The 26,679-nt window shown below is 70.8% G+C and carries 25 protein-coding genes; 22 read left to right on the top strand and 3 right to left on the bottom strand.

Translation table 11 applies throughout. The features are described 5' to 3' along the window. The first annotated feature begins 2 nt into the window (after window positions 1-2). The 6 genes from ACSHV8_RS26820 to ACSHV8_RS26795 all read left to right on the top strand — a co-directional run bounded on the left by ACSHV8_RS26820 (window position 3) and on the right by ACSHV8_RS26795 (window position 7,291). The gene (locus ACSHV8_RS26820) at window positions 3-1,202 is read left to right on the top strand and encodes an efflux RND transporter periplasmic adaptor subunit (protein ID WP_436519849.1); all 1,200 of its coding nucleotides are present in this window, start codon (window positions 3-5) and stop codon (window positions 1,200-1,202) included. After that, complete coding sequence (locus tag ACSHV8_RS26815; protein ID WP_436519847.1) at window positions 1,199-2,056, top strand: ABC transporter ATP-binding protein; 858 nt, start codon at window positions 1,199-1,201, stop codon at window positions 2,054-2,056. The genes ACSHV8_RS26820 and ACSHV8_RS26815 overlap by 4 nt, the downstream gene beginning before the upstream one ends. Further along, window positions 2,053-3,294 (top strand): ABC transporter permease, encoded by a 1,242-nt coding sequence (locus ACSHV8_RS26810; RefSeq protein ID WP_436519845.1) that lies wholly within the window; start codon window positions 2,053-2,055, stop codon window positions 3,292-3,294. Before ACSHV8_RS26815 ends, ACSHV8_RS26810 begins: the two co-directional genes overlap by 4 nt. Window positions 3,295-3,313: 19 nt before the next feature. Beyond that, window positions 3,314-3,922: a hypothetical protein gene (locus ACSHV8_RS26805; protein WP_436519843.1), complete on the top strand. Its 609-nt coding sequence runs from the start codon at window positions 3,314-3,316 to the stop codon at window positions 3,920-3,922. Window positions 3,923-4,066: 144 nt separating this feature from the next. Beyond that, on the top strand, window positions 4,067-6,835 hold the full coding sequence (locus tag ACSHV8_RS26800; protein ID WP_436519841.1) for an AAA family ATPase: 2,769 nt from the start codon (window positions 4,067-4,069) through the stop codon (window positions 6,833-6,835). A 210-nt stretch (window positions 6,836-7,045) separates the two neighbouring features. Then, window positions 7,046-7,291 (top strand): hypothetical protein, encoded by a 246-nt coding sequence (locus ACSHV8_RS26795; protein ID WP_436519839.1) that lies wholly within the window; start codon window positions 7,046-7,048, stop codon window positions 7,289-7,291. A gap of 369 nt (window positions 7,292-7,660) precedes the next feature. Here ACSHV8_RS26795 and ACSHV8_RS26790 read toward each other — a convergent pair whose 3' ends face one another. Continuing rightward, complete coding sequence (locus ACSHV8_RS26790) at window positions 7,661-8,662, bottom strand: TerC family protein (protein ID WP_436519837.1); 1,002 nt, start codon at window positions 8,660-8,662, stop codon at window positions 7,661-7,663. 172 nt (window positions 8,663-8,834) lie between these two features. After that, window positions 8,835-9,596, bottom strand: a complete 762-nt coding sequence (locus ACSHV8_RS26785) for a dioxygenase family protein (protein ID WP_436536916.1) — start codon at window positions 9,594-9,596, stop codon at window positions 8,835-8,837. 432 nt (window positions 9,597-10,028) lie between these two features. Between ACSHV8_RS26785 and ACSHV8_RS26780 the strand changes: the two genes are divergently transcribed. From ACSHV8_RS26780 to ACSHV8_RS26730, 11 genes are all read left to right on the top strand, one after another. Next, the gene (locus ACSHV8_RS26780; RefSeq protein ID WP_436519835.1) at window positions 10,029-10,679 is read left to right on the top strand and encodes a GOLPH3/VPS74 family protein; all 651 of its coding nucleotides are present in this window, start codon (window positions 10,029-10,031) and stop codon (window positions 10,677-10,679) included. A gap of 46 nt (window positions 10,680-10,725) precedes the next feature. Then, window positions 10,726-12,255, top strand: a complete 1,530-nt coding sequence (locus ACSHV8_RS26775; protein ID WP_436519833.1) for an APC family permease — start codon at window positions 10,726-10,728, stop codon at window positions 12,253-12,255. Next, the gene (locus tag ACSHV8_RS26770; RefSeq protein WP_436519831.1) at window positions 12,255-12,857 is read left to right on the top strand and encodes a GNAT family N-acetyltransferase; all 603 of its coding nucleotides are present in this window, start codon (window positions 12,255-12,257) and stop codon (window positions 12,855-12,857) included. Before ACSHV8_RS26775 ends, ACSHV8_RS26770 begins: the two co-directional genes overlap by 1 nt. A 186-nt stretch (window positions 12,858-13,043) precedes the next feature. After that, window positions 13,044-14,081, top strand: a complete 1,038-nt coding sequence (gene iolC, locus ACSHV8_RS26765; RefSeq protein WP_436519829.1) for a 5-dehydro-2-deoxygluconokinase — start codon at window positions 13,044-13,046, stop codon at window positions 14,079-14,081. Next, a complete protein-coding gene (gene iolB / locus ACSHV8_RS26760) occupies window positions 14,074-14,967 on the top strand; it encodes a 5-deoxy-glucuronate isomerase (protein WP_436519827.1) in 894 nt (297 codons plus the stop codon). Before iolC ends, iolB begins: the two co-directional genes overlap by 8 nt. Beyond that, window positions 14,964-16,841: a 3D-(3,5/4)-trihydroxycyclohexane-1,2-dione acylhydrolase (decyclizing) gene (gene iolD, locus ACSHV8_RS26755; RefSeq protein ID WP_436519825.1), complete on the top strand. Its 1,878-nt coding sequence runs from the start codon at window positions 14,964-14,966 to the stop codon at window positions 16,839-16,841. Before iolB ends, iolD begins: the two co-directional genes overlap by 4 nt. Then, window positions 16,838-17,737 (top strand): TIM barrel protein, encoded by a 900-nt coding sequence (locus ACSHV8_RS26750; RefSeq protein WP_436519823.1) that lies wholly within the window; start codon window positions 16,838-16,840, stop codon window positions 17,735-17,737. The genes iolD and ACSHV8_RS26750 overlap by 4 nt, the downstream gene beginning before the upstream one ends. Beyond that, a complete protein-coding gene (locus ACSHV8_RS26745; protein WP_436519821.1) occupies window positions 17,734-18,693 on the top strand; it encodes a substrate-binding domain-containing protein in 960 nt (319 codons plus the stop codon). Before ACSHV8_RS26750 ends, ACSHV8_RS26745 begins: the two co-directional genes overlap by 4 nt. Then, window positions 18,690-19,724 carry an ABC transporter permease gene (locus tag ACSHV8_RS26740; RefSeq protein ID WP_436519819.1) on the top strand — a complete coding sequence of 345 codons (1,035 nt, stop codon included), beginning with the start codon at window positions 18,690-18,692 and terminating at the stop codon, window positions 19,722-19,724. The genes ACSHV8_RS26745 and ACSHV8_RS26740 overlap by 4 nt, the downstream gene beginning before the upstream one ends. Then, window positions 19,721-20,542 carry an ATP-binding cassette domain-containing protein gene (locus tag ACSHV8_RS26735; protein ID WP_436519817.1) on the top strand — a complete coding sequence of 274 codons (822 nt, stop codon included), beginning with the start codon at window positions 19,721-19,723 and terminating at the stop codon, window positions 20,540-20,542. Before ACSHV8_RS26740 ends, ACSHV8_RS26735 begins: the two co-directional genes overlap by 4 nt. Then, complete coding sequence (locus ACSHV8_RS26730; protein ID WP_436519815.1) at window positions 20,539-21,537, top strand: Gfo/Idh/MocA family protein; 999 nt, start codon at window positions 20,539-20,541, stop codon at window positions 21,535-21,537. Before ACSHV8_RS26735 ends, ACSHV8_RS26730 begins: the two co-directional genes overlap by 4 nt. Before the next feature lie 121 nt (window positions 21,538-21,658). On the opposite strand, the gene ACSHV8_RS26725 is transcribed toward ACSHV8_RS26730, so the two are convergent. Continuing rightward, window positions 21,659-22,285 carry a TetR/AcrR family transcriptional regulator gene (locus ACSHV8_RS26725; RefSeq protein WP_436519813.1) on the bottom strand — a complete coding sequence of 209 codons (627 nt, stop codon included), beginning with the start codon at window positions 22,283-22,285 and terminating at the stop codon, window positions 21,659-21,661. 55 nt (window positions 22,286-22,340) lie between these two features. On the opposite strand from ACSHV8_RS26725, the gene paaN reads away from it, so the two are divergent. The 5 genes from paaN (at window position 22,341) to paaD (ending at window position 26,679) form a co-directional block, all read left to right on the top strand. Further along, window positions 22,341-24,026, top strand: a complete 1,686-nt coding sequence (paaN, locus tag ACSHV8_RS26720; protein WP_436519811.1) for a phenylacetic acid degradation protein PaaN — start codon at window positions 22,341-22,343, stop codon at window positions 24,024-24,026. An 82-nt stretch (window positions 24,027-24,108) separates the two neighbouring features. After that, window positions 24,109-25,032, top strand: coding sequence for a 1,2-phenylacetyl-CoA epoxidase subunit PaaA (gene paaA, locus ACSHV8_RS26715; protein WP_436519809.1), 924 nt, complete (start codon window positions 24,109-24,111; stop codon window positions 25,030-25,032). Then, window positions 25,029-25,325, top strand: coding sequence for a 1,2-phenylacetyl-CoA epoxidase subunit PaaB (paaB, locus tag ACSHV8_RS26710; RefSeq protein ID WP_436519807.1), 297 nt, complete (start codon window positions 25,029-25,031; stop codon window positions 25,323-25,325). The genes paaA and paaB overlap by 4 nt, the downstream gene beginning before the upstream one ends. Beyond that, the gene (gene paaC / locus ACSHV8_RS26705) at window positions 25,325-26,194 is read left to right on the top strand and encodes a 1,2-phenylacetyl-CoA epoxidase subunit PaaC (protein WP_436519805.1); all 870 of its coding nucleotides are present in this window, start codon (window positions 25,325-25,327) and stop codon (window positions 26,192-26,194) included. Before paaB ends, paaC begins: the two co-directional genes overlap by 1 nt. Continuing rightward, window positions 26,188-26,679, top strand: a complete 492-nt coding sequence (gene paaD / locus ACSHV8_RS26700; RefSeq protein WP_436536914.1) for a 1,2-phenylacetyl-CoA epoxidase subunit PaaD — start codon at window positions 26,188-26,190, stop codon at window positions 26,677-26,679. The genes paaC and paaD overlap by 7 nt, the downstream gene beginning before the upstream one ends.

The following is a 26,679-nucleotide window of genomic DNA, read 5'->3' as shown; positions in this document are numbered from 1 at the left end:
GCATGAAGGTACGCCTGAGCCGCCACCCGTCTTTGGTGGTAAACGCCGTGATCGGCGTCGTGCTCGTCGCCGGGGCCATCACGGTGTACGAGACATTTTCCGGTTCCGATGACGGGGGAACGGCCGCCGTAGCCTCCGAGCGCACGGTCTCCGTCCAGACGGGCACGGTCACCAAGTCCGTGACCGCGGACGGCACCGTGGAGAGCGCCAGCACCGCCAGTGCCAGCTTCGAGACCAGCGGCACGGTCACCGAGATCGACGTCAAGGTCGGTGACAAGGTCAAGAAGGGCCAGGTCCTGGCCAAGGTCGACCCGGCCGCGGCCAAGCGCACGCTGGCCGAGGCGCAGGCCAACCTCGACGCCGCCAACGACTCGCTGGACCGGGCCGAGACCGCCGGATCGGACACCACCGACGCGCAGAACTCGGTCGACTCGGCCGAACTGGCCGTCGAGGACGCGCAGGCCGGTGTCGACGGCGCGGTGCTGAAGGCGCCGATGGCCGGCACCGTCACCTCGGTCGGCGGGACGGTCGGCAGCTCGGCCTCGGGCTCGGGCTCGTCGTCCAGCGGCTCCTCCAGCGGCGGCTCGCAGGGTGGCGGCTCCAGCTCGTCGTCCTCGTCCTCGTCGTCCACCGGGTTCGTCGAGATCGCCGACCTGACCAAGATGCAGGTCGCCGCGAGCTTCGCCGAGGCGGACGCCACCACCCTCAAGGAGAAGCAGGTGGCCACGGTCACCTGGAACGCGCTCAGCGGCACCAGCGAGACGGCCAAGGTCACCGCGATCGACCCGTCCGGCTCGACCTCGAACAGCGTGGTCACCTACGGCGTCACGCTGACCCTGGACAAGGTGCCGACCGGCGTCAAGGTCGGCCAGACCGTCTCGGTCGTGGTCACCACCGGCTCCAAGGAGAACGTCATCGCGGTCAACTCGGCCGCGATCACCACGGTCGGCCAGCGGCACACGGTGACCGTGGTCGCCAACGGCACGCAGGAGACCCGCTCGGTCGAGATCGGCCTGGAGGGCAACTCGACCACCGAGATCACCTCCGGCCTGACCGCGGGGGAGAGCGTCGTCGTCAAGACCACCTCGACCAGCACCGGCAGCGGCACCCAGCAGGGTGGCGGCAACTTCGGTGGCGGCGGGAACTTCGGCGGCGGCGGCAACTTCGGTGGCGGCGGCGGAGCACCGGGCGGCGGACGATGAGCCGGCCGGTCCTCGAGGTCACGGACCTCAAGAAGATTTACGGTACGGGCGAAGCGACCGTGCACGCCCTGCGCGGCGCGACGATGACCGTGCATCGCGGCGACTACGTGGCGATCATGGGTTCGTCCGGCTCCGGCAAGTCGACCCTGATGAACATCCTGGGTGCGCTCGACGTCCCCACGTTCGGGTCCTACAAGCTGGACGGGGTCGAGGTCGGCACCCTCTCCGACGCCCAGCTGGCCCTGGCTCGGAACCGGCTCATCGGGTTCATCTTTCAGGCCTTCAACCTCATTCCGCGTACGACCGCGGTGGCCAACGTGGAGCTTCCGCTCGCGTACGCCGGGGTGAAGCCCAAGGAGCGCCGCCGGCGGGCGATGGCCGCGCTCGACATCGTCGGCCTGGCCGACCGCGCCGGACACGAACCGAACCAGCTCTCCGGTGGTCAGCAGCAGCGTGTCGCGGTGGCCCGGGCCCTGGTCACCGAGCCGGCCCTGCTGCTCGCCGACGAGCCCACCGGTAACCTCGACAGCAAGTCGACCGACGACGTCCTGCAGGTCTTCGACGACCTCAGCGCGGCCGGCCGGACCATCGTCATCATCACCCACGAGGACGAGGTCGGCGCCCGCGCCAAGCGGCTGATCCGCCTGGTCGACGGCTCGATCGTCACCGACGTGCGGCAGTCCCCGATCGAGCTCGCGCCGGTCGGCGCGGCCGCCGCGCACGCCAAGGTCCAGTCGGTGGCGGCCGGGCATCTCGCGGCCGGGCACGGTGTCGCGGCCCGGGCCGAGGCCACGACCGGCACCACCTACGGACGGCCCGCCTCGGACTGGAACGGGGGCCGGCACACCGCATGAACTTCTTCGAGGTAGTCAGGTTCTCCTTGCGCGGGCTCTCCGCGAACAAGCTGCGCTCGGCGTTGACGATGCTCGGCATCCTGATCGGTGTCGCCGCGGTGATCCTGCTGGTCGCGGTCGGCAACGGCTCGGCCAAGGCGATCAGCGACCGGATCGAGGCGCTGGGCACCAACACCATCACCGTGATGAGCACCGGCCGTGGTGGGTCCAGCTCCACGGCCCTGACCAAGAAGATGGCCGACGCCCTGGTCGACGAGGAACTCGCGCCCGACGTCAAGTCGGTGTCGCCGGTGGTCAGCGCGTCGTCGGCGACGATGACCTACGAGGGCACCGACCACTCGGTCAGCACCTTCGTCGGCACCACGCCGGCCTGGTTCAACGCGTCCAGCACCCCGGTCGAGAAGGGCGCGTCGTTCACCGAGGACGACGTCACCCAGGGCCGCCGGGTCGTGGTCATCGGGCAGACCGTGGCCGAGGAACTGTTCCCCGGCGTCGACCCGATCGACAAGCAGGTCACCGTGAGCGGCGCGCTGTTCACCGTGGTCGGCGTCCTGAAGGAGAAGAGCTCCACCGGCTTCCAGGACTCCAACGACACCGCGGTCGCCCCGCTCAGCGCCGTCCAGCAGGTCCTGGCCGGCTACGGCTCGCTCACCTCGATCATCGTCGAGGCCAAGGACCCGGACAAGGTCGACGCGGTGCAGAGCGAGGTCTCCACGATCCTCAACCAGCAGCTGAACGTGAAGTCGACGACCACGTCCGCCCGCAGCGGCAGCGGTAGTGGCAGCGGGACCAGCAGCACGCCGTACCGGATCCAGAACGCCTCCTCGCTGCTGGAGACCCAGACCGAGACCGCCGACACGTTCACCACCCTGCTCGGCGCGGTGGCCGCGATCAGTCTGCTCGTCGGCGGCATCGGCATCACCAACATCATGCTGGTCACGGTGACCGAGCGGACCCGGGAGATCGGCATCCGCAAGGCCCTCGGCGCGCCCCGCCGGGTGATCCTGACCCAGTTCCTGATCGAGGCGACCTTGCTGAGTGTGCTCGGCGGCGCCCTCGGCGTGGCCGCCGCCCTGATCGGCAGCCACTTCACGATCGTCGGGGTCAAACCGGTGATCGTGCCCAGTTCGATCGGGCTCGCCGTCGGTGTGTCCGTCGCGATCGGGCTGTTCTTCGGCGGCCTGCCCGCCGCCCGCGCCGCCCGCCTGCGTCCCATCGACGCGCTGCGCTACGAGTGAGGACTGAGAAGTGAACCGGATGAACGACGAGACCGCACTCCTGCCGACCGTAGCGGCGCCCGACCCGGTCGAGCCCGCCGACGACGACAACGACGACCTCGCCAAGGAGCTGGCCAAGGTCGCGCCCAAGAAGTGGTACAACAAGGGCACGGTCGGGCTGGGCGTGGCCGTGCTGCTGATGGGCGGCTTCCTCGGCGGCGTCTACTCGCAGAAGCAGTGGGGCACGTCCACGGCCACCACCGCCGGCGGCGGCTTCGGCGGCAACCGGACCGGCGGCTTCCCGAGCGGGCTCAGCGCCAGCGGCTTCCCCGGCGGCGGCAACTTCGGCGGGGGCGGCACCCAGGGCGGCGGCACCGGGACGGGTACCGGTACCGGCACGGGCACCGGGACGACCGCGGCGGCGGCCGACACCACGGGCACGGTCAAGCTGGTCAGCGGCAGCACGATCTACGTGCAGACCGCCGACGGCACGGTCGTCACCGTCAACACCGACGGCAAGACCACCGTGGCGACCGCCAAGAAAGGCAAGATCACCGACGTCAAGACCGGTGACTCGATCACCGTCAAGGGCGCCACCGGCAGCGACGGTGCCGTCACGGCCACGGCGGTCACCGCGCAGAGCAAGTGACCTCAGCCGGGGGTCTCTTCGACAAGTGACGAAATACGCATTGATGAGCCTGGCCGTCGCTCCCTAGGCTGAGCCCAGCTCAGACCCGGGGACGCGTGCCGCGCGACCCAGGCTGGGCTCAGCTCAGACCCTAGGGGGTGGCGCTTGCCGCGCGACTCGCCGGAACTGCACGGCCGGGCGGCGTTGCTCGCGGAGATCGACGCGCGTCTCGTCACCGGCGGCGGGGTGTCCCTTGTCGGGCCACCCGGCATCGGCAAGACCGCGTTGCTCGACGCGGTCGCCGATCAGGCCGCGGCGCGGGGCGAGCTGATCCTGCGCCTGCGGCCCGCCCGGGCCGAGCGAACTTTGGCGTACGCGGGGATCACCGACCTCGTCCGGCAGGTCCCGCCGGACGCGGTCGCGGCCCTCGCGCCCGCCGCCCGCAACGCGCTCGCCGGGCTCGGCCAGGGCCGGCCGCCCCGCACCGGGGTGCCGGCCCTGGCCCGTCGGCTGCTGCTGCCCGCCCTGCTCGCGCACTGCGCCCGCGGTGCCGGCGTGCTGCTCGTCCTCGACGACGTGCAGTGGCTCGACCCGGAGTCGGCCGCGCTCATCGCGTTCGCCGTACGCCGTCGTCCCGGCCCCCGGATCCGCGCCGTCGCCGCCGAGCGCCGCCCCGACGGGACCGGCCGCCGCCGGGCCGCCCGGCTCGTCCCGGCCCCGGTCACCGAGATCGTCGTGCCGCCGCTCGCCCCGGACGACCTCACCGCCATGCTCGAGGCCCGCGGCCTGCCCTGCCGGGCCGCCAGCCGCCTGCACCGGGCCAGCGCCGGCAACCCGTTCCTGGCCCTGACCCTGGGCAGCACCGGCGCCGACGGCCCGGCCTGGCGTCCGGCCCCGCTGCCCGAGGCCGCCCGCGACCTGGCCCGCGACCTGCTCGGCGGCCTGACCACCGAGGTGCGGGCCACGCTGCTGGTCGCCGCGCTGGCCACCGACCCGACGGTCACCCTGCTGCTGCGGGCCGGCCGCGACGACGCGGACCGGGAGCTCCGGCTGGCCGCGGCGGCCGGCGTCGTCGAGGTGACCGGGGAGGCCATCGGGTTCACGCCGCCGCTGATCGGTCAGGTGCTGGTCGAGGAGACCGCCGCCGGGGAACGCGCCGGAACCCACGCCGCGCTGGCCGAGGCCGCGCTCGACCCCCTGGAGGCGCTGCGGCACAAGGCCCTGCGCAGCGGCCGCCCGGACGCGGCGGTCGCCCGGGGGCTGGCCGACGCGGCCCACCAGTGCGTGGCCCGCGGTGCCGACCGTACGGCGGCCGAGCTCTACCTGCTCGCCGCCGACCGGGCGTCGTACCAGCTGGCCGCCGAACGCCTGGACTGGCTGGTCGCCGCCGCCCGGACCGCTCTCACCGGCGGCGCCCCGGCCCTGGCCGGCCGGGCCGCCGAGGCGGTCATCGCCGCCGACGCCCCGGCCGGGCACCGGGTCCGCGCCCGCGTCGTCCTGATCGACCTGGCCGGGCAGGCCCTGGGCGAGATGGGCGAGATGTTCGCGGCGGCCCTGGCCGAGGCCGGCGACGACCCGGCGCTGCTCGCCCCGGTCCGCCTCCGGCTCACCTGGCAGGCCATGATCACCGGCGAGCCGGACCGGGCCGCCGCCGAGGCGCGGGCCACCGCCCGGATCGCCCACCGGGCCGGCGACGCGACGAGCGAGGCGATGGCCCTCAGCGGCCTGGCCCAGATCCAGCGCATGCGCGGCGAACCGGAATGGCGCGACTCGCTGGCCCGGGCCCTGGCCCTGCCGGCCTCCCCGGCGCCGGACTGGCTGCACTACGGGCCGCACTACATGGCTGCCCGCTTCGCGCTCATCGACGACCGCCTCGACGAGGCCCGGGCCGAACTGCTGCGGCTGCTCGCGGTCGCCGAACACGACCGGATCGGCGAGGCCCGCGTCGAGGTGCTCCGCAGCCTCTCCGAGGTGGCCACGCGCGCCGGTCGCTGCCGGGAGGCCTTGAGGTACGCGCATCGCGCCGTCCAGGCCGCGCAGGAGGCCGGCTTGAGCCCGGGCCCCACCTGGTACACCGCGGCCGTCGCCGAGCTGGCCGGCGGGAGCCGGATCGCGGCGGCCGGGTTCGCCCGGCGCGGCATCCGCGCATCCGAACAGGAGGGCGACAACCTCTACCTGCGACGGAACCTGCACGCCCTGGGGCAGGCCGGGCTGCGCTCGGGCGACACCCGCGCCGGGGTGGCCGCGCTGCGGCGGCTGCGCGACCTGGAGGCCGAGGCCGGGAACTCCGACCCGATGATCGTGCGCTGGCACGCCGACCTGGCCACCGGACTGGCCGCGCTGGGCGAGCACGTCGAGGCCGCGGAGACCCTGGCCCACGCCCGCAAGGCCGCCGAGCAGCTCGGCAGCAGCCCGGCCCTGGCCGGATACCTGGACCGGGCCACCGCGATAGTGCAGTCGGAGAGCGGCCAGGCGGACTCCGCGGTCGAACTGTCCACGTCGGCCGCCCAGCTGTTCGAGCAGTTGCGCCAGCCCGTGGAACAGGGGTACGCGCTGCTGGTCGCCGGGGGAGCGGAACGCCGTCGTCGTCGCTACGCCGCCGCCCGCCTGCTGATCGGCGCGGCCCTGGCGATTTTCATGTCGGCCGACGCCCGCCCCTGGGCCGAGGAGACCGAACGCGCGCTGGCCCGCACCGAGGGAAGCCTCGCCCCGGAACAGGGCCTGACCTCGACCGAGCTGCGTATCGCCCAGCTGGTCCGCGACGGCGCCAGCAACCGGGAGATCGCCAGCCGGTTGTACCTGAGCGTGAAGACGGTCGAGGCGACACTCACCCGGGTGTACCGGAAGCTCGGGGTTCGCTCACGCACGCAGCTGTCGTCCCGCCTGCAGGCCCTCGACGGCGGCCCGTTCCCCGAACCCACCTCCCCGGCCTGACGCCGGCGCCGGTCGTGGTGGACGTCACCGGGCGGCGCTGACCAGGAGTTTGGCGACGGAGAGTGACCTGGGTTACGGCAATACGGTGGTCGCGGTCACTTTCATCTTCCAGGTTTTACCTGGTGGATTTGGGGAAGACGCAACGGCCGGGCAATGTTGTACCCGGAAGCGACGAGGCTTTCTCCGTCACTATCCGTTAGGGAGTGCCCGATGCCGTTCATTCGTGAAATCCGCAGGACGATCTCCGACCGACTCGCCGAGCGCCGCGCCCACCAGCAGTTGTCCGCGGAGCTGGCCGCCTTCCGCACCGCCGCCGAGCGGACCGAGCTGGACCTGGTCCTGGGGCGGCACACCGCCGAGGAGACCCGGGAGATCGAGGCCATCCTCAGCCGGCAGGACGCCGAGCGCCGCTACCAGAGCACCGTGCAGTCGATCAGCCTCAGCGGTCAGCACTGAGGTCGGTCTTCCGGGGTAACCGCGCCCACCCACGGACGTCGCCCCGGAGGGTTTCGCGTTCTGGGCGCCCCGGCGCCCTGCGAAGCCCGCAGGGGTCCCCGCGGGAGCGGCGGCCCGGACCACGGCGGAGATAGGACATGAAGATTGTGATCGTGGTCTGAATCGGACGGCGAAGCCGCCGCCGGAACGACCACACTGGACCCCGGGTCGCAGGGCCGACCCGGCGGGTTACACCGAGGCTGGTCCGGACCGTCCCTGGACCGCGCGGATCGACCCGAAACCGCCCCCGGCGCCGACGCGTGCCGGGGGCGGTTCTGGTTCCGGGGCCTGGCGCCCGGGATGCCGCCGCGAGAAGTGGCGCGACGGCATCTACTGCCGGGGCTGGTTCTCGGGGTGGGCGCGGAGGCTGCCGGCGTGGGCCTTGAGGGACGGGTCGCGACTGGATTTGATCAGGCTGGCGACCGTGGTCAGGACCAGGATGCCGAGGATGACGACGAGCGAGACCGGGGTGCTGACCTCGGGGACCGCGTCGCTCAGCGACTTGTGGGCCCAGTGCAGCACCAGCTTCACGCCGATGAACGCGAGGATCACCGCCAGGCCCGTGGACAGGTAGACCAGACGGTCGAGCAGGCCCTTGACCAGGAAGAACAGGGCTCGCAGGCCGAGCAGGGCGAACGCGTTGGCGACGAAGACGATGTACGCCTGCTCGGTCACGCCGAAGACGGCCGGGATCGAGTCGAGCGCGAAGAGGATGTCGGTGCTGCCGATCGCCAGCAGCACCAGGAACAGCGGGGTGACCATCCGCTTGCCGTCGACGCGGGTGACCATCTTGCCGTCGACGTAGTCCTCGGTCACCGGCAGGAATCGGCGACCGGCTTTGACCAGTGCGTTGTCCTCGATGCTGGGGTCCTCGTCGCGGTGCCGGAACAGCTGCACGGCCGTGTAGATCAGGATCAGCCCGAAGATCAGGAACATGAACGAGAACAGGTTGAGCAGCGTCGCGCCGAGCGCGATGAACACGACGCGCAGCACCAGGGCGATGATGATCCCGAAGGTCAGCACCTCCTGCTGGTAGCGCTCGGGCACCGCGAACGTGGCCATGATGATCACGAAGACGAAGAGGTTGTCGACCGACAGGCTCTTCTCGACGATGTAACCGGCGAAATACTCCGTGCCGTAGGTCCAGCCGGCGACGTTCGCGAAGACCAGGCCGAACGCGATCGCGACGGCGATGTAGAAGATCGACCAGGCCGCGGCTTCGCGGAAGCCGACGACGTGCGGACGCACCACCCCCAGGGTCAAATCGAGGGCGAGCAGGGCGACGATGACACCTATCGTCAGGGTCCAGCCGAGCGCGGTGACCTCAAGCATGCTCAAAGGATCCCCAAAGTTCCTGCAAAGAATGCCCGGAAGTTGCTGGAAGATCGCTGTGGGCAACGGAAATGCCCGGAGCGCGCCGGACCAAGGGGAGAGTTGAGAGGTCCGGCGCGCTCGGTTCGGGGAGTGTGCGCTGGGTTCGGTGGTTGTTTTGTGGGCGCGGGCGTCAGGCGGTGACGAAGGAGCGCTTGGCCAGGCCCATCCAGAAGCCGTCGATCGGCTGCTCCGGTGCCCGGTCGGGGGCCTCCGAGGCGCCCAGCGTCAGGAACATCGGCGCGAAGTGCTCGATGGTCGGATGCGCGTACGGCATCCCGGGCGCCACCGCCCGGAAGTCGGCCAGCTCGTCGACGGCCCCGCGGGCCAGGGTCTCCGAGGCCCACGAGTCGAACTCGCGCGACCACCCGGGCGCGGCCGCGTTGGGGCTCCAGTCGCGCAGGAACGGCAGACCGTGCGTGGTGAAGCCGGACCCGACGATCAGCACGCCCTCGTCACGCAGCGGCGCGAGGCGGGCCCCGAGCTCCAGGAGCCGGTCGGGTTCCAGGGTCGGCAGCGACATCTGCAGGACCGGAATGTCCGCTTCGGGGTACATCACGGTCAGGGGAACGTAGGCGCCGTGATCAAGACCACGATCGGTCCGGGCGACGGTCTCGCCGTCCGGCATCAGGGCGGCCACCTGATCGGCCAGAACCGGGGCACCCGGGGCGCGGTATTGCACCTCATAGTAACGCTGGGCGAACCCTCCGAAGTCGTACACAAGCGGCACGGTCTCGGTCGAACCGAGCATCAACGGGGCCGACTCCCAGTGCGCCGAGGCCATCAGGATGGCTTTCGGGCGGGGCAGGGCAGCGGCCAGATCACGCAGCTGCGCGACCCAGGTGGGGTCATCCACCAGGGGCGGCGCGCCGTGGCTGAGGAACAGGGTGGGCATCCGCACGGTGACCTCCGTTGAAACTTCAACTATCTGACCACCACCGTACGCGGAAATGCTTGATCCTTCAACTATCCGCACGGAAACTTACGTACAGTAGTAATTGATCTTGATTGGTGACGCTCAGCCACCGTGATCAAATCGTGTTTCGACATCGATCGACGTTTCCGAACCGTTAAGTCGCCGGTGATATCCCAGCTCTCACAGGGTTATTGATCGATGCTCAAAGTAGCTGGCAGGTGATCTGATCAACTCGCCCCACTGTGGATTCGACATTTGTCGCATCTGGACGTTGCGAGAACGGGGCGGGTTTGGCAGGCTACACGCGGTCGCGCTACGGGGAGCGCAACGTCATTGCTTCGTGGTTTCTCACCTTGATTACGCACGGTGATTTGCGCGGGCATTCCCAAGGCGTCGAGAGGAGAACAAGCCGTGGCGTCACCGCCGCAGCTACCGCCCGCGGATGATCTCTACCTGACCGCGCACGACACGATCCGGGGTAAATCGCTGCTGTCACCGGCGACGCTCGGGCTCGGCCTGGGGGCCGCGCTCCTCGGCGAGCTCATGCTGTGGCGACGCATCGATCTGGTCGAGACCGAGCTGATCGTCATCGACGAGCGCCCGACCGGCGACGCCGCCACCACGGCGCTGCTGGAGCAGATCAGGCGCGAGGCCGGGCAGCACGGCGTCCGCAACTGGATCTCGTACCTGTCCACCGGCATCGCCACCGACCTGGTCGAGCGGCGTCTCGCCCGGGGCGGCCTGGTCAAGCGTGAGGAGAAACGAGGCCTGTTCGGCACCAAGATCGCGATGGTGCCGGCCGACTCGATGACCGCCGGCTGGCCGGCCACCCGCATCCGCACCAAGGTCTCCCGGGACGAGCAGCTCGACGTCGCCGACCTGCTGCTGGCCGGGCTCATCCTGGCCACCGGCCTGGACCAGCACGTGCTGGCCACGCTCAACGCGCGTGACCGGGCCCGCCTGTTCGACCAGTTCCGCCGCCTGTTCCCGGCGATGCTGCAGCAACTCGTCGCGCACGCCGAGGCCGCCGTCGGCGACGCCGTGATGGCCCGCCGCGCCTGACAACTTTCTCCTGCCCCTCACCCCTCATAAAAATATGGAGATACGCGTGTCTTCGACCGCAACCCAACCCTCGGAGAGTCAGCTCTCCAACGCCCTGGCCCGGAACCGGCTCGGCGTCGCCGCCGTGGTCTTCTTCGTGATGTCCGCGGCCGCCCCGCTGACCGTGGTCGCCGGCGTGGTGCCCACCGGTCTCGCGGTGACCGGCCTGACCGGCATCTCGATCGCGTTCATCGCGGTCGCCCTGGTCCTGGCGATCTTCTCGGTCGGCTACGTCGCGATGGCCCGCCACATCTCCAACGCGGGCGCCTTCTACGCGTACGTGTCCCGGGGCTTCGGCCGCCCGGTCGGTGTCGGCGCGTCCTGGGTGGCGCTGCTGGCCTACAACATGTTCCAGGTCGCCTCGTACGGCGGTTTCGGCGCGATCGCCCAGCCGCTGTTCCAGGACTGGTTCGGCGTCGACATCCCGTGGTGGGGCTTCGGCCTGGTCGCCTGGGCGATGGTCGCCATCCTGGGCGTGCGTGACGTCGCGGTCAACGGCAAGGTCCTGGCCACCCTGCTGGTCGCCGAGATCGCGCTGACCGTGGTCTTCAGCATCGCCGAGATCCTGTCCGACGGGTTCCAGGCCTCCTCGGCCCCGGTCGACGTGTCCCAGCTGACCGGCGCCGGCGCCGGCGCGCTGCTGGTCATGGCCATCACCGGCTTCGTCGGCTTCGAGCAGTCGGTGGTGTTCTCCGAGGAGTCGCGCGACCCGAAGCGCACCGTGCCCCGCGCCACCTACATCGCGATCGCGCTGATCGCCGTCATCTACGCGTTCGCCTCCTGGGCGATGATCTCCGCGGCCGGTGACAACGTGGTGGCCCGGGCCGGCGAGGAGGGCCCCGAGCTCTTCTTCAACCTGGCGTCCGGACCGCTCGGCAGCATCGCGCTGCACCTGGGTCACATCCTGTTCCTGACCTCGCTGATCGCCGCGATGATCTCGTTCCACAACATCATCTCGCGCTACATGTTCTCGCTCGGCCGTGAGGGCGTGCTGCCGCGCCTGTTCGGCCGGACCGTGCCGGGCACCGGCGCGCCCAAGAACGGCTCGCTCGCCCAGTCCGTGGTCGGCCTGGTCGTCATCGTGGCCTACGCCGTCGCCGGCTGGGACCCGCTGGTCCAGCTCTTCTTCTGGGGCGGCACCGGTGGTGGCCTCGGCGTCCTGCTGCTGATCACGCTCACCGCGTTCGCGGTCATCGGCTACTTCGCCCGCAACCCCGAGGGTGAGGACGTGCTGCACCGCATCGTCGCCCCGGTGATCGGCGCGGTCCTGCTGGTCGTCGTCTCCTACCTGGCCCTGGACAACATCGCCACCCTGCTCGGCGTCGAGCCGGGCAGCACCACGGCCATCGTGGTCCCGTCGTCGTTCGGTGTGGTCCTGGTCCTGGGCATCATCTGGGGCCTGTACCTGCGCTCGGCCCGGCCGCAGGTCTACGGCGGCATCGGCCTGGGCGCGAGCAGCGCCACCACCAGCGGTGGCGGCGGCTTCGCGGCCGCGCTGAACGAGGCCAACGACCCGAACCAGGGGGGTTACCGCTGATGACCGACTTCACCATCCGGCCCGCCCGGGAGGACGAGCTCGCCGCGATCGGCGCGCTGATCTCCCACTCGTTCGACCAGCTCGACGCCGACGCGTACCTGGTCCCGGTCCCCGAGGACCGCGAGCGGATCATGGCCGAGTTCTTCACGCTGGAGACCGAGTACGCCTTCGCCCACGGCAAGGTCGAGGTCATCGACCACGAGGACGGTGGCTACGCGGCCGCCGCCGTGTGGTACGACCGGGTCAACCCGCTGCCCGAGTTCCCGGGCTACATGGAGCGGCTGACCGCGTTCGCCGGCGAGCACCTGGAGCGTTTCGGCGCCCTGGGCGAGCTGTTCGAGAAGAACCACCCGACCGACCAGCACTGGCACCTGCAGTTCCTCGCCGTCCGGCCGGAGATGCAGGGCCACGGCCTCGGCGGCAAGCTGATGAAGAACGTCCACGACATCCTGGACGCGGAGGGTCTCCCGGCGTACCTGGAGGCCACGAACGAGAACAACGTGCGGTTGTACCGTCGCTACGGCTACACCGACATGGACCCGTTCGCGATCCTGTTGCCGGACGGCACGCCCTTCTTCCGGATGTGGCGTCCTTCCGCTTAAAGATCAAAATCCGATGTGGGGGTACGGCGTGAGCCGTGCCCCCTTGTCGTTTCCCTCCGGGTATTGACGTGAACGCACTCACGTAATTACCTGTAAACCAGGTCCACTCAGCGTCGCCGTGGGATCACGCGCCGCTGGATGGGCAGGTTCATCGCGTCCGTGACCTGAACGGCCGGAGGGACGACCATGCTTGTCCATGAAGTCCTGACGATGGGGCGCATCGGCGTCGACCTCTATCCCGAGCAGGCCGGGGTGCCGCTGGGGGAGGTGCGGACGTTCGCCAAGTTCCTCGGGGGCAGTCCGTCCAACGTGGCGGTGGCCGCGGCGCGGTACGGGCGGGCCGCGGCGGTGATCACCCGGGTCGGGGCGGATCCGTTCGGGGAGTACCTGCGGGGGGCGTTGAAAACCTTCGGGGTGGACGATCGCTTCGTCGGGGCGGTGCCGGGGCTGCCGACGCCGGTGACCTTCTGTGAGATCTTTCCGCCTGATCATTTTCCGCTCTACTTCTACCGTTACCCCAAAGCCCCGGATCTGATGATATTTCCGTCCGAACTGGACCTGGAAGCCATCCGGGCGGCGCGGATCTTCTGGGTGACCGGTACCGGGCTCAGCGCGGAGCCGTCCCGCGAGGCAACCCTGTGCGCACTGAAATATCGCGATAAATCGGGCGTGACGGTGGTTGATCTCGACTGGCGTCCGATGTTCTGGGACGAGGATCCCCGACCCTGGTACACCGAAGCGCTGCGGCACGCCACGGTCGCCGTGGGAAACCTCGACGAGGTCGAGACCGCGGTCGGCACGCGCGACCCGGCCCAGGCCGCGGCGGCGCTTTTCGATCACGGCGTCGAGCTGGCCGTGATCAAGCAGGGCCCGGCCGGGGTCGTCGCTTTCCGGGGCGGCGAGACGGCGTACGCGAAAGCCGTTGATGTTGATGTCGTGAACGGGCTCGGCGCGGGCGATGCCTTCGGCGGGGCCCTCTGCCACGGCCTCCTGGAGGGCTGGGATCTCGGCGCGACGATCGACTTCGCCAACGCGGCCGGCGCTCTGGTCGCGTCCCGGCTGGCCTGCGCCGACGCGATGCCCACCGAACCTGAGGTCCGCGAGCTGATGCACGCGGCCGCCGCCGAGGAGACGAAGCCCGGCGCGAGCGAGAAACCGGGCGAGGAGCAGGGGCCGGGCGACGGGGAGCGGCCGGGCGAGCGGGCCGGAGCGGATCATGGCTGAGGCCCGGGTCAACCCGGTCGTCCCGCGCGGGTCGGCCGCCGAGCGCCCGTTCGACGTCGTGGTCAACCCGGAGAACGCGGGCTGGGCCCACAGCGGCCTGCGCGTGGTCCGGCTGCCGGTCGGCGGGCGGGTCAAGTTCGCCACCGGCGGCGACGAGATGCTGGTCCTGCCGCTGGCCGGCGGGTGCGACGTGGCCTGTGACGACGAGCGGCTGACACTGACCGGGCGACGTTCGGTCTTCTCCCGGGTGACCGATTTCGCCTACCTGCCGCGCGGCGCCGAGATCACCCTGCGGGCCCCCAACGGCGGGCGGTTCGCGCTGCCCGCGGCGCGGGCCGGGCGGCGGCTGCCCTTCCGCTACGGGCCGGCCGAGGACGTGCCGGTGGAGCTGCGCGGCGCCGGGTCGGCCAGCCGTCAGGTCAACAACTTCTGCACGCCGGAGTCGTTCGAGGCGGACGCGCTGATCGCCGTGGAGGTGCTCACGCCGGGCGGGAACTGGTCGTCGTACCCGCCGCACAAGCACGACGAGCAGAGCGACGAGGAGAGCCGCCTGGAGGAGATCTACTACTTCGAGGTGGCGCCGTCGCCGTCCGGCGTGCCCGGCTGCGGCTACCAGCGCGTCTACGGCCGCCCGGACCGGCCGATCGACGTCTGCGCCGAGGTGCGCAGCGGGGATGTCGTACTGATCCCGTACGGCTGGCACGGCCCGTCGATGGCCGCGCCCGGCTACGACCTGTACTACCTGAACGTCATGGCCGGCCCGGGCGAGCGTCGCTGGCTGATCCAGGACGACCCGGCGCACGGCTGGGTCCGCGGGGCCTGGGCGGTCCAGTCGATCGACCCACGGCTGCCGCTCACCACGGCCCGGGAGCGGAGGCGCACGTGAAACACCGGCTGACCGTCGCGCAGGCGGTCGTGCGGTTCCTGGCCAATCAGTTCACCGAGCGCGACGGGATCCGGCAGCGGGCGGTCGCCGGGTTCCTGGGCATCTTCGGGCACGGCAACGTGGCCGGAATCGGTCAGGCGCTGCTGCAGGCCCAGCGGACCGGCTCGCCCCACATGCCGTATCTGCTGGCCCGCAACGAGCAGGCCATGGTGCACACCGCGGCCGGCTACGCGCGGATGCGCAACCGGCTGTCCACCATGGCCTGCACCACCTCGATCGGCCCGGGCTCGACCAACATGCTGACCGGCGCCGCCCTGGCCACGGTCAACCGCCTGCCGGTGCTGCTGCTGCCGGCCGACGTGTTCGCCACCCGGGTCGCCCCGCCGGTGCTGCAGGAGCTGGAGGACCCACGCTTCGGGGACGTGTCGGTCAACGACGCGTTCCGGCCGCTGTCGCGGTTCTTCGACCGGGTGTGGCGGCCCGAGCAGCTGCCGGCCGCCCTGCTCGGTGCGATGCGCGTGCTGACCGACCCGGCCGAGACCGGCGCGGTCACCCTCTGCCTTCCGCAGGACCTTCAAACCGAGGCGTACGAGTTCCCGGACGAGCTGTTCGCCGAACGCGTCTGGCACGTGACCCGCCCGGCGCCCGACCCCCTGGCCGTCGAGCGCGCCGCGGCGGTGATCCGCGGCGCCCGCCGCCCGCTGATCGTGGCCGGTGGCGGGGTGATCTACTCCGAGGCGTCGGCGCAGCTGGACCGGCTGGCGCGGGAGACCGGCATCCCGGTCGCGGACACGCAGGCGGGCAAGGGCGCGCTCAGCTGGGACCACCCGAACGCGGTCGGCGGGCTCGGGGCGACCGGCAGTCCGGTCGCCAACCGGCTGGCCGGGCACGCCGACGTGGTGCTGGGCATCGGCACCCGGTACTCGGACTTCACCACGGCGTCGGGGACCGCGTTCCGGCATCCGCAGGTCCGGTTCGTCAACCTGAACATCACCTCGTTCGACGCCGGCAAACTCTCGGCGTCACCGCTGGTCGCCGACGCGCGGGCCGGTCTGCAGGCGCTGCGGCCGGCCCTGCACGGGCGGCGCTTCACCGGGGACTTCCACGACGACGTCGCCGCCTGGAACGCGACGGTCGACCGGGCGTACCGGAAAAGGGGTGGTGATCTTCCCACCCAGGCCGAGGTGATCGGCGTCGTCAACGACGCCTGCGGGGCCCGCGACGTGGTGGTCCAGGCGGCCGGCAGCATGCCCGGTGACCTGCAACGGCTGTGGCGGGCGCGGGATCCGAAGCAGTACCACGTGGAGTACGGCTTCTCGTGCATGGGCTTCGAGATCGCCGGCGCGCTCGGGATCAAACTGGCCGACCCGTCCCGCGAGGTCTACGCGCTCGTCGGCGACGGCTCGTACCTGATGATGGCCCAGGAGATCGTCACCGCGATCGCCGAGGGACTGAAACTGATCGTGGTGCTCGTGCAGAACCACGGCTTCGCCTCGATCGGTGCGCTCTCCGAGGAGGTCGGCTCCCAGCGGTTCGGCACCAGCTACCGGTTCAAGAGCGCGCAGACCGGCGACTACGACGGCGCGCTGCTCCCGGTCGACCTGGCCGCCAACGCGGAGAGCCTGGGCGCCGCCGTGATCCGCTGCCGGACCGCGGCCGACCTGGCCGAAGGCCTGAAACGGGCCCGGGAGGCCGACCACCTGACCGTGGTGCACATCGAGACCGACCCGCTGGCCGCCGGCCCGTCGTCGGAGTCGTGGTGGGACGTCCCGGTGGCCGAGGTGGCGACCCTGCACAGCACCCGGCACGCCCGCACCGGATACCTGGAGGGCAAGCGTGACCAGCGGCACCACCTGCGACCGGGAGGCCAATGATGCGACGACTTCGGCTCGGTAGCTGTCCGGACTCGTGGGGCGTCTGGTACGCCGACGATCCACGGCAGACACCCTGGTCCCGGTTCCTCGACGAGCTCGCCGCGGCCGGCTACCGGTGGCTCGAACTCGGGCCCTACGGCTACCTGCCGACCGACCCCGGCCGGCTCGCCGACGAACTGGCCGCCCGGGGGCTGAGCTGCGCGGCCGGAACCGTCGGCGGGGTCGGCGGCCCACACCGCAACTTCCCCGAGGTGGTCGCCGAGACCCGGCGGGTGGCCGCACTGACCCGGGCCGCCGGCGGGCGCAACGTGGTGTTCGTGCCGGTGCCCGGCTACCGCGACGACGCGACCGGCGGCTACCTGGAGGCGTCCGAGCTCGGGCCGGCGCAGTGGCGGGCGCTGCTGGACAACACGAACACGCTGGGCCGGATCGTCGCCGAGGAGTACGGGCTGAGCCTGCGCTTCCACCCGCACGCCGACTACCAGGTGGAGAACCAGCGCCAGGTGGAACGGCTGCTCGACGGCACCGATCCCCGGTTCGTGTCGTTGTGCCTGGACACCGGGCACCTCGCGTACCGCCGGGCCGACGTCCTGGGCTTGATCGGCAAGTACCCCGACCGGATCGGCTACGTCCACCTGAAACAGATGGACCCGGCCCTGGCCGCCCGCGCCGAGGCCGAGGATCTCGCGTTCGGCCAGGCCGTGGCGCTCGGGGTGAGCGTCGCACCGCCGGCCGGCGCCCCCGACGTCCCGGCCGTGCTGGCCGCGCTCGGCGAGCTCGACGCCGATCTGTTCGTCGTGGTCGAGCAGGACATGTACCCGGTGGACTTCGACGTCCCGCTGCCGATCGCCACCCGCACCCGCAGGTATCTCGAGGAGACAGGAGATTTCCGATGAGGCTCTTTCTCGCCGCCGGCGCGGCCGCCGTCCTGGCGCTCGCCGCGTGCAGCAGTGGTGGCCGCGAGGAGTCCGACGGCGGCGGCACGTCCGGGGGCTCGGGGTACACCATCGCGTTCGTGACCCACGAGACGCCCGGCGACACGTTCTGGGACAAGGTGCGGGCCGGGGCCCAGCAGGCGGCCAAGGACGAGGGCGTCGACCTGAAGTACTCCAACGACCCGGACGCCGGCAAGCAGGCCGGGCTGATCCAGAGCGCGGTCGACGCCAAGGTCGACGGGATCGCGACCACCCTGGTCACGCCGGACGCCCTGGCCGGGGCGGTCAAGTCGGCCACCACGGCCGGGATCCCGGTGGTCGGGCTGAACGCCGGCATCGACCAGTACCAGAAGCTCGGCGCGCTGATGTACTTCGGCTCGGACGAGTCCCTGGCCGGCACCAGCGTCGGCAAGCGGATCGCCGGGGAGGGCGCCAAGCACCCGCTCTGCGTGATCCACCAGACCGGCTCGGTGTCCCTGGAAGCCCGCTGCGCCGGGGTGAAGAGCGCCGTCCCCGGAACCGAGAACCTGCAGGTCAACGGCGCCGACGACAGCGCCGTGACGACGACCTTGCAGGCCAAGCTGGCGCAGGACAAGTCGATCGACTACGTGGTGACGCTCGGTGCGCCGATCGCCCTGGACGCGATCACCGCCAAGCAGCAGGCGTCGTCGCCGGCCAAGCTGGTCACCTTCGACCTCAACCAGGAGATGGCCAAGCGGATCAAGGACGGTTCGGTGGAGTTCGCGATCGACCAGCAGCCGTACGCGCAGGGCTACATGGCGGTCAGCTCGCTCTACCTCTACCTGAAGAACGGCAACGACCTCGGCGGCGGCAAGCCGGTGCTGACCGGTCCGTCGTTCGTGGACAGCTCCAACATCGACAAGATCCTGCCGTTCACCGAGAAGAACACGCGATGACGGTCGCCACCGCACCACCGCGCCGGGCCGTCCGGCGGCGCGGCGCCCTGCTGGCCCGCCCGGAGGTCGGCGCGCTGGTCGCCGCCGTCGCGATCTTCCTGTTCTTCCTGGCGGTGGCGCCGTCGTTCCGGTCGTGGGGATCGTTCTTCACGGTGCTCTACCAGTCGTCGACGATCGGGATCGTCGCGGTCGGGGTGGGCCTGCTGATGATCGGCGGCGAGTTCGACCTGTCGGCCGGCGTCGTCCCGGTCAGCGCCGGCCTGGTCAACTCGCTGTTCTGCTGGTACTTCGGCGTCGACCTGTGGGCCGGCGCGGTCCTGTCCCTGCTGTTCTGCCTGCTCGTCGGCTTCCTCAACGGCTGGCTGGTGATGCGCACCGGCATCCCCAGCTTCCTGATCACGCTGGGCACGTTCTTCGTGCTGCAGGGGGCCAACCTGGGTGTGACCAAACTGGTCACCGGCTCGGTGTCGAGCAGTGACGTGAGCGCGATCGACGGCTTCGACTCGCTCGGGACGGTTTTCGCGTCGAACTTCCGGCTGGGCGCGGCGACGGTGTGGATCACCGTGCTGTGGTGGGCGCTGTTCGTGGCGCTGGCCGCGTGGATCCTGCGGCGGGCCCGGATCGGGAACTGGATCTACGCGGTGGGCGGCTCGGCCGGCAGCGCACGGGCGGTCGGTGTGCCGGTCGCCCGTACCAAAATCGGCCTTTTCATGGCGGTGTCGTTCCTCGGCTGGTTCGTCGGGATGCACTCGCTCTATCGCTTCAACACGTTGCAGGCCGGCAACGGGGTGGGCAACGAGTTCCTCTACATCATCGCCGCGGTGGTCGGCGGGACGCTGCTGACCGGCGGTTTCGGCAACGCGGTGGGCACCGCGATCGGCGCGTTCATCTTCGGGATGACGAGTCTGGGCATCGTCTACGCCGGGTGGGACCCGAACTGGTTCAAGGCCTTCCTGGGCGTCATGCTGCTGCTGGCGGTGCTGGTCAACACGTACGTGAGACGTCTCGCGACGAAGGGAGCGCCGTCGTGACCGACACCCTGGCCGAGCACGCCGACCGTGGGCTGCAGCGTGGCGAACCGTTGGTCGAGCTGACCGGCGTCGGCAAGACCTACGGCCCGATCCGCGCCCTGGACGGCGTCGACCTGCAGGTCCGGGCGGGCGAGGTGACCTGCGTGCTGGGCGACAACGGCGCCGGCAAGTCGACCCTGATCAAAATCATCTCCGGGCTGCACCCGCACACCTCGGGCCGGCTGGCCGTGGACGGGGTGGAACGGCGGCTCGGATCGCCGCGCGAGGCCCTGGATCTGGGCATCGCCACCGTCTACCAGGACCTCGCAGTGGTGCCGCTGATGGAGGTGTGGCGCAACTTCTTCCTCGGCTCCGAACTCGTCGGCCGGCGCTTCCCCCTGGCCGGCATGCGGATTCGCGAGATGAAACGGATCGCCGACCAGGAGCTGCGCAAGATGGGCATCGTGGTGGCCGACATCGATCAGCCGATCGGCACCCTCTCGGGCGGGCAGCGGCAGTGCGTGGCGATCGCGCGGGCCGTCTACTTCGGCGCGCGCGTGCTGATCCTCGACGAGCCGACCGCGGCGCTCGGGGTGAAACAGTCCGGGGTGGTGCTCAAGTACATCGCCGCCGCCCGGGACGCCGGGCTCGGGGTCGTCTTCATCACCCACAACCCGCAGCACGCGTACCTGGTCGGGGACCACTTCGTCATCCTCAAACGCGGGGCCGCGGTTCTCGACGCCGAGCGCGGCGGCGTCACCCTGGCCGAGCTGACCACGCAGATGGCCGGCGGCGACGAACTGGCCGAACTGTCGCGCGAACTGGAACGACCGGCATGAGCCTGCGGGTCGGCGTCATCGGGACCGGCATGATCGGGCGCGACCACATCCGGCGGATGAGCACGGTCCTGTCCGGCGTCGAGGTGGTCGCGGTGGCCGACGTGGACCCGGCCGTCGCCGCGGGCGTGGCCGGCCCGCTCGGCGCGGTCGCGCACGCCGACGGCCTGGACCTGGTCGCCTCGGACGAGGTCGACGCGGTCGCGGTCTGCTCGTGGGGGGACACCCACGAGGCGTACGTGCTGGCCGCGATCGCCGCCGGTAAACCGGTGTTCTGCGAGAAACCCCTGGCCACGACCCGCGAGGCCTGCCTGCGGATCGTCGAGGCGGAGGTGGCGCACGGCCGCCGCCTGGTCCGGGTCGGCTACATGCGCCGCTACGACGCGGCCTATCGCGCCTTGAAACAGGTCCTGGACAGCGGGGCGATCGGCGCGCCGCTGATGATGCACTGCGCGCACCGCAACGCCGGGGTCCCGGCCTTCTACCGGCCGGAGAACACGATCACCGACACCGCGGTGCACGAGATCGACATGGTGCGGTGGATGTTCGGCACCGAGATCGTCGCCGTGCGCGTGCTGCGCCCGCGGGTCAGCCGCAACGCCGGCGGGATCCGGGACCCGCTGCTGCTCGTCCTCGAACTGGCCGACGAGGTGATCGTGGATGTGGAGATCTCGGTGAATGTCCGATATGGATATGACATCCGCGGGGAGATCCTCGGTGAGGACGGCACGGCCGCCTTGGGAGATCAAAATCTGATTTCCGTACGCCGTGCCGGTCACGTGACCAGCCCCGTGCCCGTGGACTGGCGGGAGCGGTTCGGTGCCGCCTACGACGTCGAGCTGCGCGAATGGGTCGACGGGGTGGCCGACGGGCCCGGGTCGTGGGACGGATACGCGGCGTCGGTCGTGTCGGACGCGGCCGTGCGCGCGTTGCGCACGGGGGAGCGGGTCGAGGTGGACCTCGCCGAGCGGCCCGAACTTTACGACCGGCCGGAGTGAGGCGGCCTCGCTCGTCCGGACCGGCGGGAGTGTCACCGCCGACGTCGTTGGCGGCGATGACACCCGGTCTTTCGGGCGGCCGTCCCGCGGGAGGTTCCTGCCCGACTCGGGCAAGGTTAACTCATTGTTCGCCTTGACGACCTTGATCATCGGCTGGGGCTATTGTCCGAAGTCCGTCGAAAGCCAGGTGGACCACGGTGTCGGCCAGGGCCTCGGGGCTGCCGCGGCCCGGCCGGTACCACTCGACCAGCGAGTTGACCATGCCGAAGAGCAGGCGGGCGGCGGTCGCCGGGTCGACGTCGGCGCGGATGCCGCCCTCGGCCTGGGCCTGCTTGACCAGCTCGGTGACGAGCGCGTCGAACTCCCGGCGGCGGGCCAGGGCGTGCTGCTCGACCTGCGTGTTGCCGCGCACGCGGAGCAGGAGGGTGACGAACTCCAGCCGCTCGGCCAGGACGAGGACGCTGCTTCTGATCAGTTCCTGAAGACGTACCGTCGCGGTGGTCTGAAGATCACGCACGCGCGCCGCCGCCTCGAAGAGCCCGTCGACGGCCCGGTCGACCGCCATGCCCAGGAGCTGTTCCTTGGCGCTGACGTGGTGATACAGCGTCGACTTGGTGATGCCGAGCGCCTCGGCGACGTCGAACATGCTCGTCGCGTCGTAGCCGTGCGTGTTGAACAGCCGGACCGCGGCGGCCAGGACGGCGTCCAGATCATGGCCGGGCCGGCCGCGGCGTCGGGGGGTCTCCATGACCGAAAACTCTAGGCTCTTGAATAACCGACCGAAGGGTTGGTAAAACTGAGAGGTGACCGCACCCGCAGACCTGTACGCAACCCACCGTGAGCTACTCGAGCGCGCGATCGCGGCAGCCGCAGCCCGCGACTACTGGTCCGCGTTCCCGGAATCGCCCAGCAAGTCGGTCTACGGCGAGGACGCCGCACCGGCCGGCGAGCGCGCCTTCACCGCCCTGCTCGGCAAGCCGTTCCCGATCGAGGTGCCCGGAGCCTCCGGCGCGGTGTCGACCGAGCACTCGCCGTACGGGATCGAATTGGCCGTCAGTTATCCCAAGGCCGACCCCCTGGCCCTGGTCGCGGCCGCCCGCGCCACCATCCCGGCCTGGCGGGCGGTCGGTCCCGAGGGCCGCGCCGGCATCGCCACCGAGATCCTGCGCCGCATCAACGCGCGGATCTTCGAGATGGCCCACGCCGTGCAGCACACCTCCGGCCAGGCGTTCGTGATGGCCTTCCAGGCCGGCGGCGCCCACGCGCAGGATCGGGCGCTGGAAGCGATCGCCTACGCGCTGGCCGCCACCACCCGCATGCCGGCGCAGACCTCCTGGTCCAAGCCGCAGCGCGGCGGCGACCCGCTGAGCATGACCAAGACCGGCACGGTCGTCGGCCGCGGCGTCGCCCTGGTGATCGGCTGCACCACGTTCCCGACCTGGAACAGCTACCCCGGCCTGTTCGCCAGCCTGGTCACCGGCAACCCGGTGATCGTCAAACCGCACCCGGGCGCCGTGCTGCCGCTGGCCATCACCGTGCAGATCTGCCGCGAGGTGCTCATCGAGGCCGGCCTCAACCCCGACATCGTGACCCTGGCCGCCGAGCAGCCGGGCGACGGCATCGCGGCGACGATCGCCACCCATCCCGACGTACGGATCGTGGACTTCACCGGGTCCAGCGAGTTCGGCGACTGGCTGGAGGCGAACGCACGCCAGGCCGTCGTCTACACCGAGAAGGCCGGGCTCAACACGGTCGTGCTCGACTCCACCGACGACTACCGCGGCCTGCTGCGGAACCTGGCGTTCTCGCTGTCGCTCTACAGCGGACAGATGTGCACCACCCCGCAGAACCTGCTGATCCCGCGCGACGGCATCACCACCGAGGCCGGGCGGCGCACGCCCGAGGAGTTCGGGGCCGACCTGGCGACCGCGCTCGGCAAGCTGCTCGGCGACCCCAAGCGGGCGGCCGGGACACTCGGGGCGATCGTCAACGACGGGGTGCTGGCGCGGCTCACCGAAGCGGCCGGTTCGCCCGGCGTCGTACACGCGTCCTCCGAGGTGGCCGACGAGCAGTTCCCGGGCGCGACCATCCGGACGCCGGTCGTGGTGCGGCTGGACGCGGCGGATGAGAAGGCGTATACGCGGGAGTGGTTCGGCCCGGTGTCGTTCCTGATCACGACCGACTCGACCGAGCACAGCCTGCGGATCTTCACCGAGACGGTCCGGGCCCACGGTGCTCTGACCTCGCTGGTGCACTCGACCTCGCCGGCGGTGCTGGACGCGGCTCGGGAGGCGGCGCTGGACGCCGGCGTGCACCTGTCGGAGAACCTGACCGGTGGGGTGTTCGTGAACCAGACGGCCGCGTTCAGCGACCTGCACGGGACCGGGGCGAACCCGGCGGCGACGGCGTCGCTGACCGACGACTACTTCGTCTCGGGGCGCTTCTTCACGCTGCAGTCGCGTCACCACGTCCCGGCCGCGCACGAGTGACGTCGACCTACGCATTACGAGTGCGTCGCTCCGGCGGCGCGAGTGGCCGCAAGTGATCCATTCTGACAGGGAGGAGGGCGTGATGAGCGGTGAGGACACGTTCAACGACACCATCGCGAAGGATCAGCGGGTGGAGCCGCGGGACTGGATGCCGGACGGCTACCGCCAGACGCTGATCCGGCAGATCGCCCAGCACGCCCACTCCGAGATCATCGGCATGCAGCCGGAAGGGGACTGGATCACCCGTGCCCCGACCCTGCGGCGCAAGGCGATCCTCCTCGCCAAGGTGCAGGACGAGGCCGGGCACGGGCTCTACCTGTACTCGGCGGCCGAGACGCTCGGCGCCGACCGCGGGGACCTGACCCGGCGGCTGATTGAGGGCCGGCAGAAGTATTCGTCGATCTTCAACTACCCGACCCTGACCTTCGCCGACGTCGGCGTGATCGGGTGGCTGGTCGACGGCGCCGCGATCTGCAATCAGGTTCCGCTGTGCCGCAGCTCCTTCGGGCCGTACGCGCGAGCCATGATCCGGATCTGCAAGGAGGAGTCGTTCCACCAGCGGCAGGGCTACGAGCTGCTGATGACCATGATGAACGGCACCGCCGAGCAGCGCGACATGGTGCAGGACGCGGTGAACCGCTGGTGGTGGCCGTCGCTGATGATGTTCGGCCCGCCCGACGGCGACTCGCCCAACTCGGCCCGCTCGATGGCCTGGAAGATCAAACGGCACAGCAACGACGAACTGCGGCAGCGCTTCGTCGACATGTCGGTGCCGCAGGCCCAGGCGCTCGGCGTGACCCTGCCCGACCCGGCGTTGAGCTGGAACGCCGACCGGGAGCACTACGACTTCGGGCAGCCCGACTGGGCCGAGCTGAAGCAGGTCATCTCCGGCGACGGGCCGATGAACCGGCAGCGGATCGAACGGCGCAAGCAGGCCGACAGTGACGGCGCGTGGGTGCGCGAGGCGGCCGCGGCGCACGCGGCCAAGCACGGGAGCGGACGATGACCGAAGAGATCAAGCACGAGTGGCCGCTGTTCGAGGTGTTCGTGCGGGCCAAGCGCGGCCTCAACCACGTGCACGTGGGCTCGCTGCGGGCGGCCGATCATCAGATGGCCGTGCAGCACGCGCGGGATCTGTACACCCGGCGCAACGAGGGCGTCAGCATCTGGGTGGTGCTCTCCGACGACGTGGTGGCGAGCGACCCGGACGACAAGGCGGCGTACTTCGAGCCGAGCGCCGACAAGGTGTACCGGCACCCGACGTACTACGCCATTCCCGACTCGGTTCCGCACATCTGATGGCCTTCGACGACGCGTACGGCGCGCTGACCGATCACGACGACGACGCCCGCTGGGCCTACGGGACCGGCTTCACCGACCCCCTCCAGGGGGTGCCGGCCGAGCTGCCCGAGGGGGTGGACCGGGCCGACCTGATGGCGTACTGCCTGATGCTCGGCGACGACGCGCTGATCCTGTCGCACCGGCTGCAGCAGTGGGTGACCCGCGCACCCGAGCTGGAGGACGAACTGGCCCTGGCCAACATCGGGCTGGATCTGCTCGGGCAGGCGCGGTTGCTGCTGACCCGGGCCGCGATGGCCGAGGGGGCGGGTCGGGACGAGGACGATCTCGCGTACCGGCGGGATCCGGGCGAGTTCCGTAACGTGCGGCTGGCGGAGTGGGAGGCCGGGGACTTCGCGCAGCTCATGGCGCAGTTGCTGGTGTTCACGACGTGGCGGTTGGCGATCTTCGACCGGCTGAGTGGGTCGCGGGATCTGATGCTGGCCGCGATCGCCGCGAAAGGCGTGAAGGAGCTGACGTATCACCGGGATTACGCCGCCCGCTGGGTGGTTCGACTCGGTGACGGCACTCCGTTGTCGCACTCCCGGATGGCGGCCGCGATATCCGACATTTCGGCTTTTGTCGGCGAGCTGTTCCGCGCTCACGACATCGAGCTGCGCCTGGCCGGCGTAGCCGTCGACCCGTCCGGGGTTCGGGGTGAGTTCGACGCCGTGCTGGCCGAGGTGCTGACGGCGGCCACGCTGGAGGCGTCGGGCGAAATATCGGAAATCTCGGGACTTGGGCGCGACGGTGACCACACCGAGGCGCTGACCGAGATCCTCGCCGAGATGCAGGAGCTGGCGCGGGCGGTCCCCGGAGGCTCCTGGTGATCGCCGAACAGGTCGTCGGCACGGTCACCGACCCCGAACTGCCCATGGTCACCCTGGCCGAGCTGGGCATCGTGCGGGACGTGCGGCAGGACGGCGACGGCGTGACGGTGACGATCACCCCGACGTACTCGGGATGCCCGGCGATGGAGAGCATCCGCGCCGACATCGCGTCGGCGCTGCGCACGGCCGGGTTCGGCCCGGTCGAGGTGCGGACCGTGCTGGCCCCGGCCTGGACCACCGACTGGATCACCGACAGCGGCCGCCGCAAGCTGGCCGAGGCCGGCATCGCGCCCCCGGGCCCGGCGCCCCGCCGCGCGTCCGGTCCGATCCCGCTCACCCTCACCCCGCGCGGCGGCGGGATCCGGTGCCCGCGCTGCGGTTCGGCCGACACCGAGGCGGTCGCTGCCTTCGGCGCCACCGCCTGTCGTGAGCTGCGCCGCTGCCCGGCCTGCCAGGAACCGTTCGAGCACATGAAGGAGATCTAG

This window comes from Actinoplanes sp. HUAS TT8 (genome assembly GCF_051380535.1).
In the GTDB taxonomy this organism is placed as follows: domain Bacteria; phylum Actinomycetota; class Actinomycetes; order Mycobacteriales; family Micromonosporaceae; genus Actinoplanes.
The sequence above is the reverse complement of the archived record's forward strand: the minus strand, read 5'-3'. Positions and strand labels throughout refer to the sequence as shown.

What these genes read in the sequence shown, in the direction of transcription:
- ACSHV8_RS26820 (WP_436519849.1), top strand. Translation starts at nt 3, where the DNA reads ATGAAGGTACGCCTGAGCCGCCACCCGTCTTTGGTGGTAAACGCCGTG.
- ACSHV8_RS26815 (WP_436519847.1), top strand. Translation starts at nt 1,199, where the DNA reads ATGAGCCGGCCGGTCCTCGAGGTCACGGACCTCAAGAAGATTTACGGT.
- ACSHV8_RS26810 (WP_436519845.1), top strand. Translation starts at nt 2,053, where the DNA reads ATGAACTTCTTCGAGGTAGTCAGGTTCTCCTTGCGCGGGCTCTCCGCG.
- ACSHV8_RS26805 (WP_436519843.1), top strand. Translation starts at nt 3,314, where the DNA reads ATGAACGACGAGACCGCACTCCTGCCGACCGTAGCGGCGCCCGACCCG.
- ACSHV8_RS26795 (WP_436519839.1), top strand. Translation starts at nt 7,046, where the DNA reads ATGCCGTTCATTCGTGAAATCCGCAGGACGATCTCCGACCGACTCGCC.
- ACSHV8_RS26790 (WP_436519837.1), bottom strand. Translation starts at nt 8,662, where the DNA reads ATGCTTGAGGTCACCGCGCTCGGCTGGACCCTGACGATAGGTGTCATC.
- ACSHV8_RS26785 (WP_436536916.1), bottom strand. Translation starts at nt 9,596, where the DNA reads ATGCCCACCCTGTTCCTCAGCCACGGCGCGCCGCCCCTGGTGGATGAC.
- ACSHV8_RS26770 (WP_436519831.1), top strand. Translation starts at nt 12,255, where the DNA reads ATGACCGACTTCACCATCCGGCCCGCCCGGGAGGACGAGCTCGCCGCG.
- iolC (WP_436519829.1), top strand. Translation starts at nt 13,044, where the DNA reads ATGCTTGTCCATGAAGTCCTGACGATGGGGCGCATCGGCGTCGACCTC.
- iolB (WP_436519827.1), top strand. Translation starts at nt 14,074, where the DNA reads ATGGCTGAGGCCCGGGTCAACCCGGTCGTCCCGCGCGGGTCGGCCGCC.
- ACSHV8_RS26750 (WP_436519823.1), top strand. Translation starts at nt 16,838, where the DNA reads ATGATGCGACGACTTCGGCTCGGTAGCTGTCCGGACTCGTGGGGCGTC.
- ACSHV8_RS26745 (WP_436519821.1), top strand. Translation starts at nt 17,734, where the DNA reads ATGAGGCTCTTTCTCGCCGCCGGCGCGGCCGCCGTCCTGGCGCTCGCC.
- ACSHV8_RS26740 (WP_436519819.1), top strand. Translation starts at nt 18,690, where the DNA reads ATGACGGTCGCCACCGCACCACCGCGCCGGGCCGTCCGGCGGCGCGGC.
- ACSHV8_RS26730 (WP_436519815.1), top strand. Translation starts at nt 20,539, where the DNA reads ATGAGCCTGCGGGTCGGCGTCATCGGGACCGGCATGATCGGGCGCGAC.
- ACSHV8_RS26725 (WP_436519813.1), bottom strand. Translation starts at nt 22,285, where the DNA reads ATGGAGACCCCCCGACGCCGCGGCCGGCCCGGCCATGATCTGGACGCC.
- paaA (WP_436519809.1), top strand. Translation starts at nt 24,109, where the DNA reads ATGAGCGGTGAGGACACGTTCAACGACACCATCGCGAAGGATCAGCGG.
- paaB (WP_436519807.1), top strand. Translation starts at nt 25,029, where the DNA reads ATGACCGAAGAGATCAAGCACGAGTGGCCGCTGTTCGAGGTGTTCGTG.
- paaC (WP_436519805.1), top strand. Translation starts at nt 25,325, where the DNA reads ATGGCCTTCGACGACGCGTACGGCGCGCTGACCGATCACGACGACGAC.